The organism is Pseudomonas sp. P1_F1_2 (assembly GCF_056405815.1).
This window is the reverse complement of sequence record NZ_JBFUBK010000138.1, coordinates 1-14,244: the sequence shown is the minus strand read 5'-3', so window position 1 is coordinate 14,244 and position 14,244 is coordinate 1. Positions and strand designations below refer to the sequence as shown.

Annotated in this window: 12 protein-coding genes; 9 read left to right on the top strand and 3 right to left on the bottom strand. The window is 59.4% G+C overall.

Features of this window, described 5'->3' with window-relative positions; translation table 11 throughout:
• Nucleotides 1-711: SIMPL domain-containing protein (locus tag AC1D2P_RS27900; RefSeq protein ID WP_477811694.1), on the bottom strand; the 711-nt coding region annotated here is incomplete at its 3' end.
• A gap of 242 nt (nt 712-953) precedes the next feature.
• Here AC1D2P_RS27900 and AC1D2P_RS27895 point away from each other — a divergent pair.
• The 4 genes from AC1D2P_RS27895 to AC1D2P_RS27880 all read left to right on the top strand — a co-directional run bounded on the left by AC1D2P_RS27895 (nt 954) and on the right by AC1D2P_RS27880 (nt 5,533).
• Nucleotides 954-2,216, top strand: a complete 1,263-nt coding sequence (locus tag AC1D2P_RS27895) for an ATP-binding protein (RefSeq protein WP_046026853.1) — start codon at nt 954-956, stop codon at nt 2,214-2,216.
• On the top strand, nt 2,209-2,769 hold the full coding sequence (locus AC1D2P_RS27890) for a response regulator transcription factor (RefSeq protein ID WP_046026852.1): 561 nt from the start codon (nt 2,209-2,211) through the stop codon (nt 2,767-2,769). Before AC1D2P_RS27895 ends, AC1D2P_RS27890 begins: the two co-directional genes overlap by 8 nt.
• Nucleotides 2,770-2,867: 98 nt before the next feature.
• The gene (locus tag AC1D2P_RS27885; protein WP_109787851.1) at nt 2,868-4,595 is read left to right on the top strand and encodes an ABC transporter ATP-binding protein/permease; all 1,728 of its coding nucleotides are present in this window, start codon (nt 2,868-2,870) and stop codon (nt 4,593-4,595) included.
• Nucleotides 4,596-4,783: 188 nt separating this feature from the next.
• Complete coding sequence (locus AC1D2P_RS27880) at nt 4,784-5,533, top strand: FadR/GntR family transcriptional regulator (protein ID WP_175648959.1); 750 nt, start codon at nt 4,784-4,786, stop codon at nt 5,531-5,533.
• 156 nt (nt 5,534-5,689) lie between these two features.
• Here the strand turns inward: AC1D2P_RS27880 and AC1D2P_RS27875 are convergent, their stop codons facing one another.
• Nucleotides 5,690-5,881: a hypothetical protein gene (locus AC1D2P_RS27875; RefSeq protein ID WP_109787852.1), complete on the bottom strand. Its 192-nt coding sequence runs from the start codon at nt 5,879-5,881 to the stop codon at nt 5,690-5,692.
• Between the two features lie 14 nt (nt 5,882-5,895).
• Nucleotides 5,896-7,200, bottom strand: a complete 1,305-nt coding sequence (locus tag AC1D2P_RS27870) for a phospholipase (protein WP_477757722.1) — start codon at nt 7,198-7,200, stop codon at nt 5,896-5,898.
• Between the two features lie 243 nt (nt 7,201-7,443).
• On the opposite strand from AC1D2P_RS27870, the gene kdgD reads away from it, so the two are divergent.
• The 5 genes from kdgD (at nt 7,444) to AC1D2P_RS27845 (ending at nt 14,102) form a co-directional block, all read left to right on the top strand.
• Nucleotides 7,444-8,355 (top strand): 5-dehydro-4-deoxyglucarate dehydratase, encoded by a 912-nt coding sequence (kdgD, locus tag AC1D2P_RS27865; RefSeq protein WP_046026848.1) that lies wholly within the window; start codon nt 7,444-7,446, stop codon nt 8,353-8,355.
• 61 nt (nt 8,356-8,416) lie between these two features.
• Nucleotides 8,417-9,862: an aldehyde dehydrogenase family protein gene (locus AC1D2P_RS27860; protein WP_477757723.1), complete on the top strand. Its 1,446-nt coding sequence runs from the start codon at nt 8,417-8,419 to the stop codon at nt 9,860-9,862.
• A 172-nt stretch (nt 9,863-10,034) separates the two neighbouring features.
• Entirely contained in the window at nt 10,035-11,414 is a 1,380-nt protein-coding gene (locus tag AC1D2P_RS27855; RefSeq protein WP_046026846.1) for an MFS transporter, read from the top strand.
• 11 nt (nt 11,415-11,425) lie between these two features.
• Nucleotides 11,426-12,979, top strand: coding sequence for a galactarate dehydratase (gene garD / locus AC1D2P_RS27850; RefSeq protein ID WP_109787856.1), 1,554 nt, complete (start codon nt 11,426-11,428; stop codon nt 12,977-12,979).
• A gap of 181 nt (nt 12,980-13,160) precedes the next feature.
• Complete coding sequence (locus AC1D2P_RS27845) at nt 13,161-14,102, top strand: AEC family transporter (protein ID WP_223523712.1); 942 nt, start codon at nt 13,161-13,163, stop codon at nt 14,100-14,102.
• The last annotated feature ends 142 nt before the right edge of the window (nt 14,103-14,244 follow it).

Here is a 14,244-nt window from a genome sequence, read left to right as displayed (position 1 = left end):
CATCAACACTTCAATCGACCCATCCGCCGTCATGCTGACCTGGCTGGTGCCGGCTTCCACATCCGGGGTCACCGGCGCCGAATCCATTGCGGCAGCTTTCATCATCATCGGCCCGCGCATGTAGGGTTGTGGATAACCGTTGCTGTTCAGGTTCAGGTTAACGATTTTGTAGCTCTTGCCGCCCAGTGCATCGGTCGCCAGTTGCGCGCGGGCCTTGAAGGCCGTCACGGCATCTTTGAGCAGCGCGTCTTCACTGGCCTTGCGGGTTGGCGTGGCGATGGCGAAGTCCATGCCGCCCATTTTCAGGTCGGTCAGCAGTTCGCCGGTCAATTTCGACAGGGCGGCAAAGTCGGAGCTTTCCAGGCGCAGTTCGGCGCGTTCGCGCCAGCCGGTGATTTTCTGGCCCTTGGTGTCGTAGATCGGGTAGCTGTTGCGGCTGCCCTGGCGCAAGGTGATGTCTTTGACTTGTTTGGCCTGGGCCAGCGCTTTGTTCATGGTGGTGCTGACGTCGGCGGCGAGTTTGGCCGGGTCGGTGTTTTGTTCTTCGGTGTAGAGGGTCACGATCATCAGGTCGCGAGCCACTTCCTGGCTGACTTCAGCGCGCAGGGAGATCTGGTTGTAGTGCAGCTCGTCGGCGGCCAGGGTCGGGAGGCTGGCGAGGGTGCCAATGCTCAGGGCGAGAAGGGCGGCGCTGCGGCGAAATGTGTGCATGAAAACTCCTTGGGCGGTGCGCAGGTGTCAGGTCCAAGCCTGCGTGAAACCATCAGACTCTAGCTTTAATGATCCGGTTCGCCCAGTTACAACTTCTATACAGATCAACGCGATCGCCTGTAGCTGCTACAAGGGTTTGTGTTGGCCATTGCCATGTGGCGGTTTGCCGCACTTTTGCCTGCCAGCCCCCGCGCTTGGTTATACTCCGTGCGATCCGCCTGGAGCGCTCATCAGGAGAGCTCATGCTCGCCCCCGTTCAAATCACTTCTGCTACTCGCCAGAACCTCTGGCGGCTGACGTTCATCCGCACATTGGTGCTCGCCGCTCAGGCCGGTTCCGTGGGGTTGGCCTACTGGCTGGACCTGCTGCCGCTGCCGTGGGTGCAACTGGCAATGACCCTCGCCTGCTCGACGCTGCTGTGCGTATTCACGGCGGTTCGCCTGCGCACGTCGTGGCCGGTGACGGAGCTCGAATACGCGCTGCAGCTGGCCTGCGACCTGTTTATCCACAGCGCCCTGTTGTATTTCTCCGGTGGCTCGACCAACCCGTTCGTCTCTTATTACCTGGTGCCGTTGACGATTGCCGCTGTGACCTTGCCCTGGCGCTATTCGGTGATCCTGTCCGGTATCGCCTTGACGATGTACACCTTGCTGCTGGCGCGTTTCTATCCGTTGCAAACCTTCCCGATTGCCCGGGAAAACCTGCAGGTCTACGGCATGTGGCTGAGCTTCGCGCTGGCTGCGGCGGTGATTACCTTTTTCGCTGCGCGCATGGCCGAAGAGTTGCGCCGTCAGGAAGAGCTGCGTGCCATTCGTCGCGAGGAAGGCCTGCGTGACCAGCAATTGCTGGCTGTTGCGACGCAAGCGGCTGGTGCGGCTCACGAATTGGGCACGCCGCTGGCGACCATGAGCGTGTTGCTCAAAGAGATGCAACAGGATCATCCAGACCCGATGTTGCAGGATGATCTGAAGGTGCTGCAGGATCAGGTCAAGGCCTGCAAAGAAACCTTGCAGCAACTGGTGCGTGCCGCCGAAGCCAATCGCCGCTTGGCGGTGGAGATGCAGGACGTCACCGACTGGCTCGATGAAGCGCTGAACCGCTGGCACCTGATGCGCCCGGAAGCCAGTTACCGGTTCCAGCGCCTGGGGCAGGGCACCGTGCCGCGCATGGCGCCGCCACCGGACCTGACCCAGGCGTTGCTGAATTTGCTGAACAACGCCGCCGATGCTTGCCCCGAAGGGCTGCAAGTGACGCTGGACTGGGATTTTGAAAACCTGACCATCAGCATTCGTGACCACGGCGCCGGTGTGCCGCTGGCCATCGCCGAGCAGATCGGCAAACCGTTTTTTACCACCAAGGGCAAAGGTTTCGGCCTGGGCCTGTTTTTGAGCAAGGCCAGCGTGACACGCGCCGGCGGCTCAGTGAAACTCTACAGTCATGAGGAAGGCGGCACGCTCACCGAGCTGCGCCTGCCCCGTGTCGCCCGAGGAGACGAACATGAGTGACGATATCCAAGTTGAAGGCGAAGAACTGCCGCATTTGCTGTTGGTCGACGACGATGCCACCTTCACCCGCGTGATGGCACGCGCCATGGCCCGCCGCGGTTTTCGCGTCAGCACTGCAGGCTCTGCCGAAGAAGGCCTGACCATCGCTCAGGCCGATCTGCCGGATTACGCCGCGCTGGACTTGAAAATGGACGGCGACTCGGGTTTGGTCTTGCTGCCCAAACTGCTTGAACTGGACCCGGAAATGCGCGTGGTGATCCTCACCGGTTATTCGAGCATTGCCACCGCCGTCGAGGCGATCAAGCGCGGCGCCTGCAATTACCTGTGCAAACCGGCCGACGCCGACGACGTGCTGGCTGCGCTGCTTTCCGAGCACGCTGACCTCGATTCCCTGGTGCCGGAAAACCCGATGTCGGTGGACCGTTTGCAGTGGGAACACATCCAGCGCGTGCTGACCGAGCACGAAGGCAATATCTCTGCCACCGCTCGCGCCCTGGGCATGCACCGCCGCACCTTGCAGCGCAAACTACAGAAGCGCCCCGTGCGTCGCTGAACGGACGCTGAACGATCATCGTCAGAGTCCTCGCGATAACCCGAGCCGATCTACTATGATCGGTTCGTGCGTGTTCTTTTCTCTATCGAGCCTTATTCATGAATCAGAACGCTGAATATTCCGCGGTCAACGATGCCGTGCGCGGGCAGTTTTTCCGCAAAGTCTGGGCGATTATCACGCCCTATTGGCAAAGTGAAGAGAAGGCCAAGGCCTGGACGCTGTTGATTGCAGTGATTGCGCTGTCGCTGATCAGCGTGGGAATCTCGGTGTGGTTCAACACCTGGTACAAGGACTTCTACAACGCCTTGCAAAAGAAAGATGAAGCCGCGTTCTGGCAGCTGATTCTGTATTTCTGCGTGATTGCCGCCGTGGCGATTGTCGGTGCGGTGTACCGGCTTTATCTGACACAGATGCTGACCATCCGCTGGCGAGCCTGGCTGACGGAGAAGCACTTTGCCCGTTGGCTCGGCAACAAAAACTACTACCAGCTGGAGCAGGGCGGTTACACCGATAACCCGGACCAGCGGATTTCCGAAGACCTTAACAACTTCACCTCCAACACCCTTGAGCTGGGTATCGGGCTGCTGCGCAATATCGTCAGCCTGGTGTCGTTCTCGATCATTCTGTGGGGCGTGTCGGGCAGTATTGAAGTCTTCGGTATCACTATTCCCGGCTACATGTTCTGGTGCGTACTGGTTTACGCAGTGGTAGGCAGCTGGTTGACGCATTTGATCGGTCGCCGCTTGATCGGTCTGAACAACCAACAACAACGCTTCGAAGCCGACCTGCGTTTCTCCATGGTACGGATTCGCGAGAATGCCGAAAGCATTGCGTTATATAACGGAGAGCCGAACGAAAATCGTCGGTTGAGCGGCCGCTTCGGAATGGTCTGGCATAACTTCTGGGACATCATGAAAGTGTCCAAACGCCTGACATTCTTTACCGCCGGTTACAGCCAGGCGGCCATCATTTTCCCGTTCATTGTTGCCTCGCCGCGTTACCTCTCCGGCAAGATCGAACTCGGTGAGCTGATGCAAATCAGCTCGGCATTCGGCAATGTGCAGGAAAGCTTCAGCTGGTTTATCAGTGCGTATCAGAACCTCGCCTCATGGCGTGCCACCTGTGACCGTCTGCTCAGCTTCCGTCAGGCCATGACCGACAATGAAGAGCGCCAGCAGGCCATCGACGTGCAGAATCAGGGCACGGAACTGAAGATCCACAACCTGGGCCTCGATCTGGCGGACGGTCGTCACTTGCTGACCAACGCCGATATGGCGGTGGAAGAGGGCGAGCGTGTCATGCTCAGCGGGCGTTCCGGCAGCGGCAAGTCGACCTTGTTGCGAGCCATGGGGCACTTGTGGCCGCGCGGCCACGGCAGCATTCGCCTGCCATCGGCGCGCTACCTGTTCCTGCCGCAAAAGCCTTATCTGCCGATTGGCAGCCTGCGCGAAGTGCTGAGTTATCCACAGCCTGGCGATACCTATACGCAAGAACGCTACGTTCACGTGCTGGAAACCTGCCGATTGCCGCATCTTGTTGGACGTCTGGATGAAGCCAACCACTGGCAGCGCATGCTCTCGCCGGGTGAACAGCAACGTTTGGCATTTGCCCGCGCGCTGCTGTACGCCCCGCAATGGCTGTACATGGACGAAGCGACGTCGGCGATGGACGAAGAGGATGAGGCTTCGTTGTATCAAGCGCTGATCGATGAGTTGCCAGGGCTGAGCATTATCAGCGTCGGGCATCGCAGCAGCCTGAAGCGTTTCCATCCACGGCATGTTCGCATCGAGAACGGCCATTTGGTGGACCAGACCGTGACCGCCTGAACACCACAATGCCCGTAGGAGCAAGGCTTGCCCGCGATGAACGATAACGCAGTCGCTCGGATAGACCGAGTAATGGCCATCGCGGGCAAGCCTTGCTCCTACGGCGGGCGATATTCACCGACGGTGATCGTACAACCGCGTTGAGCTATGATGCGGTTTCAGCCGAATTTTCGAGACAGATGTTCACCATGGAAAACCCGATTGACGCACCCCGCCTCCCTCGCAAGCGCCGCAGCCTCGCACAGGAATTGGTGACGGTGCTGTCCGAGCAGATCCGCGACGGTCTCCTCAAGCGCGGCGACAAATTGCCCACCGAGTCGGCGATCATGGACGCCCATGGCGTCAGCCGCACCGTGGTGCGCGAAGCGATTTCCCGCTTGCAGGCGGCCGGGCAGGTGGAAACCCGCCATGGCATCGGCACCTTCGTGCTCGATACGCCGAGCCCGAGCGGCTTCCGTATCGACCCGGCGACGGTGGTGACCCTGCGTGACGTGTTGGCGATTCTGGAATTGCGCATCAGCCTCGAAGTCGAATCCGCCGGCCTCGCCGCGCAACGCCGCAGCCCTGAGCAGTTGGGTCTGATGAGAGCCGCACTGGACGCCCTGAACGAAAGCGCTTCCCACGCCAGCGATGCGGTCGCCTCGGATTTCCAGTTCCACCTGCAAATTGCCCTGGCAACCGGAAACCGCTACTTCACCGACATCATGACCCACCTGGGCACCAGCATCATTCCGCGCACGCGGCTGAACTCGGCGCGCCTGGCCCATGACGACCAGCAGCACTACATGAATCGCCTGAGTCGTGAGCACGAAGAGATTTACGACGCCATCGCTCGCCAGGATTCCGATGCGGCGCGAGCGGCGATGCGTTTGCACTTGACCAATAGCCGTGAGCGGCTGCGTCATGCGCATGAAGAGGCTGAGGCGCAGCGGGGTTAATTTTCTGGTTCGGAGTTTTCTGCTGTCTGCTGGAATGCCATCGCGAGCAAGCTCGGCTCCCACAGTGTCTTGTGTGCGTTCACACGGTTGTGATCGACACAAAACCTGTGGGAGCCGAGCTTGCTCGCGATTGGGCCAGTAGCCCTGATGAAAAAATCAGCCAGTACGCAGGATTGACCGATCCACCCTCACCGCCAATCCAGCCACCCCAGGCTTGGCATCAAACACCACGTCCCCACGCCCATTCACCACCGCCCGCGCAATCACCACGCCCTTGGACAATAACTCCAGCGGCGCACCGTTCATTGATTGGCCCGAAGCAAGTTCCAGTTTCAATTTGATCGTCATCATGGATCTCCTTATCAGGCAACGTTGCCGGTGGGTGTGTAGTCCTTGAGCAGCAAGTAGGTGCTCCAGCCCCACCAGTCGTCGACGGTGGCGGTGTCGTTCAGGTTGTTGACGTCCTTGCGTCGCAGCACTTTGCTGCCCTCGACCCTGAACAGCGGCGAGAAATTGCCCGCCGGGTTCAGCACGGCTTGCAGGTCCGGCAGCTTTTTCAAGGCGCTGAAGTTGCTCGGCGATGGAGCGACTCCGCTGAGGTACGTCGCGAAGATCTCATCCGCAGACGCCTGCACCGCTTGATTGACCTGCACGCGGTTGGCGCTGTCGATCGCGTCAAAGTAGCGTTTGTCGCCATAGGCCCGCCATTGGTCGCCATTGCCGTTGCGCACATTGAGGCCGAATTTGCTGTCTTCATCGTGCATGAAACGGGTGATCAACGAGCCCAGGTCGCTGGGTGTGACCACCGCTGCCAATTGCTTGCGCGGCACACGCAGGTGGCCGGCGGAGAACAGGTCGGTCAGGTAATGATCAGCAAAGGCATTCATCGCGTAGGCGATTTCCAGCTGTTTTTCGTCGCCACTGCTTTTCGCCAGAACCGCTTGCTGCACCGCCACCGTATGCCCGGCGATGTAGGCCGCCAGCGCCCCTTCAGCAAAATGGTCGGTGTTGTTGGCGGCCAATTTCAGATAGCGCCCCAACGGGAACAGGGCCGAGACAAAACTGCCGCCGCCGGTGATCTTGTTCCACTCTTCCGACAACGTATCTCCCAAGGCGTCATAAACCTCGTGAGGTTGTTTGCCTTCCCGGATCGCCTGATTAACGGCGGCGATTTCCTTCTGCATCACGGCGAGGATCTGCTTGGCCTCGGCATTGGCGGCCGGCAGCATAGCGAGTGAATTGAAGGCATTGGCAAAGCGCTGGATACGCTCCGCAGGCGTGGCGCCTTCGCTGACGGGCTGATCGGGAATGCCATAGAAATCACCTCCCAACGCAACCACTTGGCCATAGGTCAGCGCCAGGCCATTGGGCAGGTGCAATTCAACTTGGGCCGCTGGAATGGCCGGGGCATCCTTGACGAAACGCAGCAGCGTGGTGTCGCCGATGGCGGTGTGTTCACCCCCCTCGAAACGTAGCTGTGGCTTGCCTTTCAGAGCACTCGCGGAGGTTGAGGCAGGCGGTTGAGGAGCCGCGATGTGTTGCTCGGCAAGGTGCAGCACTACGTGTTCGTTGTCGCTGACGGTAATGCCGCGTTCAGTAAAAAGATCATCCAGATTGGCAATGACCTGTTTCGGTGTTTCCTGAGGTTTTGTGTGTAGAGCTGACATTTCTATCTCCTTGATATGTCGTAGGCAGATTTCAAAATAACTGTATGTGTATACAGTTAAATCGATCTTAGCCGAGAAATTTCCTACGTCAAGGAAGGAGCCTCTCCTACATAAAAATGCAGCCGGCGATGAAATGCAGTTGACGGTTATTATTTAAGTTGTACGATGACCTACAACTCGGCGAAAGCTGAACGGTTTCTCACACACACACACACATACGTTGCTACCCAGGGTGTTCGAATAATGAATCCACAAGAACTGAAGTCCATCCTCTCTTCCGGTCTGCTGTCTTTCCCGGTTACCGATTTCAATGCTCAGGGCGATTTCCATCGCGCGGGCTACATCAAGCGTCTCGAATGGCTGGCCCCATACGGCGCCACGGCGTTGTTCGCCGCAGGCGGTACCGGTGAGTTCTTCTCTCTGGCGGCCAGCGAATATTCGGAAATCATCAAGACGGCCGTCGATACCTGCGAAACCAGCGTGCCGATCCTGGCCGGTGTTGGCGGTTCGACCCGTCAAGCCATCGAATACGCACAGGAAGCCGAGCGTCTGGGCGCCAAAGGCTTGTTGCTGCTGCCGCACTACCTGACCGAAGCCAGCCAGGACGGCGTTGCCGCCCACGTTGAGGCCGTGTGCAAATCGGTAAAAATCGGCGTGGTGGTTTACAACCGTAACGTCTGCCGCCTGACCGCGCCGCTGCTGGAACGTCTGGCCGAGCGCTGCCCGAACCTGATCGGCTACAAGGATGGCCTGGGCGATATCGAGCTGATGGTGTCGATCCGTCGCCGTCTCGGTGACCGTTTCAGCTACCTGGGCGGCTTGCCGACCGCTGAAGTCTACGCCGCTGCCTACAAGGCGTTGGGCGTGCCGGTTTACTCCTCGGCGGTGTTCAACTTCATCCCGAAAACCGCGATGGACTTCTACCACGCGATCGCTCGTGAAGATCACGCCACCGTCGGCAAGATCATCGACGACTTCTTCCTGCCATACCTGGACATCCGTAACCGCAAGGCCGGTTATGCCGTGAGCATCGTCAAGGCCGGGGCAAAAATTGCCGGCTATGACGCAGGTCCTGTGCGTGCACCGCTGACCGATCTGACCCGCGAAGAGTACGAAATGCTCGCCGCACTGATCGACAAGCAGGGCGCGCAGTAACACTTTCGATTAAGCAAGGCCGCTGACTCGTCAGCGGCCTTTTGCGTGAGGAGAACATCTCGTGGCAGATGCAAAGCGTTTTGATAACTACATCAATGGTGAGTGGGTAGCGGGCAGTGAGTACTGCGCCAATATCAACCCGTCTGAACTGACCGACACCATTGGCAATTACGCCAAGGCCGATCTGGCTCAGGTTCACGCCGCGATCGACGCCGCTCGCGCTGCGTTCCCGGCCTGGTCCGTTTCGGGCATCCAGGCACGTCACGATTCGCTGGATAAAGTCGGTACTGAAATCCTCGCCCGTCGCGAAGAACTCGGCAACTTGCTGGCTCGGGAGGAGGGCAAGACCCTGCCTGAAGCCATTGGTGAAGTGACCCGCGCCGGTAATATTTTCAAGTTTTTCGCCGGTGAATGCCTGCGTCTGTCCGGCGACTACCTGCCGTCGGTACGCCCGGGTGTGAACGTTGAAGTGACCCGCGAAGCGCTCGGCGTGGTTGGCCTGATCACGCCGTGGAACTTCCCGATCGCTATCCCTGCATGGAAAATCGCCCCGGCCCTGGCCTACGGCAACTGCGTGGTGCTCAAGCCGGCCGATCTGGTGCCGGGTTGCGCCTGGGCCCTGGCCGAAATCATCTCCCGCGCAGGCTTCCCGGCCGGTGTGTTCAACCTGGTGATGGGCAGTGGTCGTGTGGTTGGCGATGCGATGGTGCAGAGCCCGAAAGTCGACGGCATCAGCTTCACCGGTTCCGTCGGTGTCGGTCGTCAGATCGCGATCAGCTGTGTGTCGCGTCAGGCCAAGGTTCAGCTGGAAATGGGTGGCAAGAACCCGCAGATCATTCTCGACGACGCCGACCTCAAGCAAGCGGTCGAGCTGTCGGTGCAGAGCGCGTTCTACTCCACCGGCCAGCGTTGCACTGCTTCGAGCCGTTTCATCGTCACCTCCGGCATCCACGACAAGTTCGTCGAAGCCGTGGCCGAACGCATGAAGTCGATCAAGGTCGGCCACGCGTTGAAAGCCGGCACCGACATCGGCCCGGTCGTTTCGCAAGCGCAGCTTGAACAGGACATGAAGTACATCGACATCGGCCAGTCCGAAGGTGCGCGTCTGGTCAGCGGCGGTGGTCTGGTGACCTGCGACACCGAAGGCTACTTCCTCGCGCCAACCCTGTTTGCCGACAGCGAAGCCGCGATGCGCATCAGCCGCGAAGAGATCTTCGGCCCGGTGGCCAACGTGGTTCGCGTCGCGGATTACGAAGCGGCACTGGCCATGGCCAACGACACCGAGTTCGGTCTGTCGGCGGGCATCGCCACCACGTCGTTGAAGTACGCCAACCACTTCAAGCGCCACTCCCAGGCCGGGATGGTGATGGTCAACCTGCCGACCGCTGGCGTGGATTACCACGTTCCATTCGGTGGGCGTAAAGGTTCATCCTATGGATCTCGCGAGCAAGGTCGCTACGCGCAAGAGTTCTACACGGTCGTGAAGACTAGCTACATCGGCTCCTGACACATCGCGGTATCCCCGGATACCGCACTCCCTGTAGGAGCTGTCGAGTGAAACGAGGCTGCGATCTTTGCTTTTAAAGATCAAAAGATCGCAGCCTCGTTTCGCTCGACAGCTCCTACAGGGATAAACAGTTTCACCCGCGCATAAAAATAATCAGTGGGAGTACATCTACATGCAAGCGACCAAGCCGACTCACGTCCGCTATTTGATTTTGCTCATGCTTTTCCTGGTGACCACGATCAACTATGCCGACCGGGCCACTATCGCCATCGCGGGCTCCAGCCTGCAAAAAGACCTCGGCATTGACGCGGTCACCCTCGGTTATATCTTCTCTGCATTCGGTTGGGCCTACGTGGCCGGGCAAATTCCCGGTGGCTGGTTGCTGGACCGTTTCGGCTCGAAAAAAATCTACGCGCTCAGCATCTTCACCTGGTCGCTGTTCACCGTGTTGCAGGGCTATGTCGGTGAGTTCGGCATGTCCACGGCGGTGGTTGCGCTGTTCATGCTGCGCTTCCTGGTGGGCCTGGCCGAAGCGCCATCCTTCCCGGGTAACGCACGCATTGTCGCGGCCTGGTTCCCGACCGCTGAACGTGGCACGGCTTCGGCGATCTTCAACTCGGCGCAATACTTTGCCACCGTGTTGTTTGCTCCGCTGATGGGCTGGATCGTCTTCACGTTTGGCTGGCAGCACGTGTTTGTGGTGATGGGCAGCATCGGCATCGTGTTCTCGCTGATCTGGCTGAAAGTCATCCACAGCCCGCGCCAGCACCCGATGATCAATGACGCCGAGTTCAAGCACATTGCTGACAATGGCGGCATGGTCGACATGGACCAGGACAAAACCAAAGGCCAGGAAGCCGGCAAGCGTGTTGAAGGCCCGAAATGGGATTACGTGCGTCAGTTGCTGACCAACCGCATGATGCTCGGCGTGTATTTGAGCCAGTACTGCATCAACGCCATCACCTACTTCTTCCTGACCTGGTTCCCGGTGTACCTGGTGCAAGAGCGCGGCATGACCATCCTCAAGGCCGGGTTCATTGCTTCGTTGCCAGCGATCTGCGGTTTCATCGGTGGTGTGCTGGGCGGGGTGATTTCCGACTATCTGCTGCGCAAGGGCCATTCGCTGACCTTCGCCCGCAAGGCACCGATCATCGCGGGTTTGCTGGTTTCCAGCAGCATCGTGGCCTGCAACTACGTCGACATCGAATGGATGGTCGTGGGTTTCATGGCCCTGGCGTTCTTCGGTAAAGGCGTTGGCGCATTGGGCTGGGCAGTGGTCTCCGACACCTCGCCGAAACAGATCGCCGGTTTGAGTGGCGGCCTGTTCAACATGTTCGGCAACATCGCGTCGATCACCACCCCAATCGTGATCGGCTACATCATCAGCTCCACCGGCTCGTTCAAATGGGCGTTGGTGTTTGTCGGTTGCAACGCACTGGTTGCGGTGTTCAGCTACCTGGTGATCGTGGGTCCGATCAAGCGTGTGGTGCTCAAAGAGCCGCCAGTCAGCGGTCCTGAAACAAATAACAAATTGTCACAAGCGCATTCCTGAGGAGCGGCGTCATGCAGTTGATTGAACATTCCGACTCGCCGCGCTACATCCGCCTGCACGAGCGGGACAACGTAGTGATCGTGGTCAATGACCAGGGCGTGCCAGCCGGCACCGAGTTTTCCGATGGCCTGGTGACCGTGGACTTCGTGCCACAAAGCCACAAAGTCACTCTGGAAGACATTCCCGAAGGCGGCCAGGTAATTCGTTACGGCCAGACCATTGGCTACGCGTTGCAGCCGATTCCGCGCGGCAGCTGGGTCAAGGAAGATCAACTGCGCATGCCCACCGCGCCACCGCTGGACAGCTTGCCGCTGTCCACCGAAGTGCCGGCGGCGCAGGCCCCGCTCGACGGCTATACGTTCGAGGGGTATCGCAACGCCGACGGCACCGTCGGCACGCGCAACATTCTTGGTATCACCACGACTGTTCAGTGCGTCACGGGCGTGCTGGACCATGCGGTCAAGCGCATCAAGGACGAGTTGCTGCCCAAGTACCCGAACGTCGATGACGTGGTGGCGCTGACCCACAGTTATGGCTGTGGTGTGGCGATTACGGCGGCGGACGCGTACATCCCGATCCGCACCGTGCGCAACCTGGCGCGCAACCCGAACCTGGGTGGCGAAGCCTTGGTGATCAGCCTGGGCTGCGAGAAATTGCAGGCCGGACAGGTCATGCACGACAACGACAGTTCCGTGGATTTGAGTGAGCCGTGGCTGTACCGCTTGCAGGACTCGAGTCACGGTTTTACCGAGATGATCGAGCAGATCATGGCGCTGGCCGAAACCCGTTTGAAGAAGCTCGATCAGCGTCGCCGGGAAACCGTGCCGGCGTCCGAGCTGATTCTGGGCATGCAGTGCGGTGGCAGCGATGCGTTTTCCGGCATCACCGCCAACCCGGCCTTGGGGTATGCCTCGGACCTGTTGCTGCGTGCCGGTGCGACGGTGATGTTTTCCGAAGTCACTGAAGTGCGCGATGCGATTTACTTGCTGACCTCCCGTGCCGAAACCGAGGAAGTTGCCCAGGAACTGGTGCGGGAAATGGATTGGTACGACCGCTACCTGGCCAAGGGCGAAGCGGATCGTAGTGCCAACACCACACCGGGTAACAAAAAGGGCGGGCTGTCGAACATTGTCGAGAAGTCTCTGGGCTCGATCGTCAAGTCCGGCAGCAGTGCGATCAACGGGGTGCTTGGCCCTGGCGAGCGCTTCAAGCGCAAAGGGCTGATCTTCTGCGCGACCCCGGCCAGTGACTTTGTCTGCGGGACATTGCAGTTGGCGGCGGGGATGAACTTGCATGTGTTCACCACTGGGCGTGGCACGCCGTATGGCTTGGCGATGGCGCCGGTGGTGAAGGTCTCGACCCGCACGGAACTGGCGCAACGCTGGCCGGACCTGATCGACATCGATGCCGGGCGGATTGCCACCGGGCGGGCATCGATCGAAGAGCTTGGCTGGGAGTTGTTCCACTACTACCTGGACGTGGCCAGCGGCAAAAAACAGACGTGGGCCGAGCAGCACAAGCTGCATAACGACATCACGTTGTTTAACCCGGCGCCGATTACGTAAGACCGAGTCGCCTGCATCGCGGGCAAGCCTTGCTCCTACGGTTTTATGTCGTTCACGCCATTGCGTACGACGCCGACCTGTAGGAGCACGGCTTGCCCGCGATAGCGGTCTACCAGACGCCGATGCTCTGGGTGGCTTATCATTAGCCCCCTAACGACGCTCACCCAAGGTTATCCCCGGCATGCTGGCAATCTTCCTCGAAACCCTGAACATCACCGCGCCGGTGTTTGCCATGCTGTTTTTGGGGGTGTTGCTCAAGCGCATCAACTGGATCAACGACAACTTCATCCACACCGCGTCGGCCCTGGTGTTCAACGTCACCATGCCGGCGTTGTTGTTTCTGGGCATCCTGCATGCCGACCTGAACGCCGCGTTGCAACCGGCGCTGCTGATCTACTTTTCGATTGCGACCCTGGCAAGTTTCGCCATTGCCTGGGGCTGGGCGATCTGGAAGTGCCCGCGTGAAGACCGGGGGATCTACACCCAGGGCGCCTTTCGCGGCAACAACGGGGTAATCGGCCTGGCACTGGCGGCGAGTATGTACGGCGCTTACGGGATTTCCCTCGGGGCGATTCTCGCGGCGCTGGTGATCCTGTTTTACAACACGCTCTCGACCATTGTGCTGGCAGTCTACAGCCCGGTGATCAAGTCCGATCCGTGGAGCATCTGCAAAAGCGTCATGGTCAATCCGCTGATCATGAGTGTGTTTGCGGCGGCGCCGTTTGCCTATTTCAAGATCGCCTTGCCGGGTTGGCTCGAGACATCCGGGCAGTACCTGGCGCAGACCACGTTGCCACTGGCGTTGATCTGCATTGGCGGCACGTTGTCGCTGGCTGCGTTGCGCAAGAGCGGCAACATGGCGCTCAGTTCCAGCCTGGTGAAGATGATCGGCCTGCCGGTGCTGGCGACCCTTGGGGCCTGGCTCTGGGGCTTTCGTGGGGCGGAATTGGGGATTCTGTTTCTGTACTTCGGCAGCCCGACCGCGGCCGCCAGTTTTGTCATGGCTCGCCAGGCCGAGGGCAATCATGAACTGGCGGCGGCGATTATTGTGATTACCACGTTGATGGCGGCAATCACGACCAATATCGGGATCTTCTTATTGCAGTGGGGCGAGTGGATTTAGCCCAGGGATTTGTAGTGTTTTATAGGGGCTCATCGCGGGCAAGCCCGCTCCCACAGGGGAATGCATTCCAAAAAGTGGGAGCGGGCTTTCCCGCGATGTCGGTAGTCCAGCCGCCGCAAATACCGAAGATATACTCCGGCTT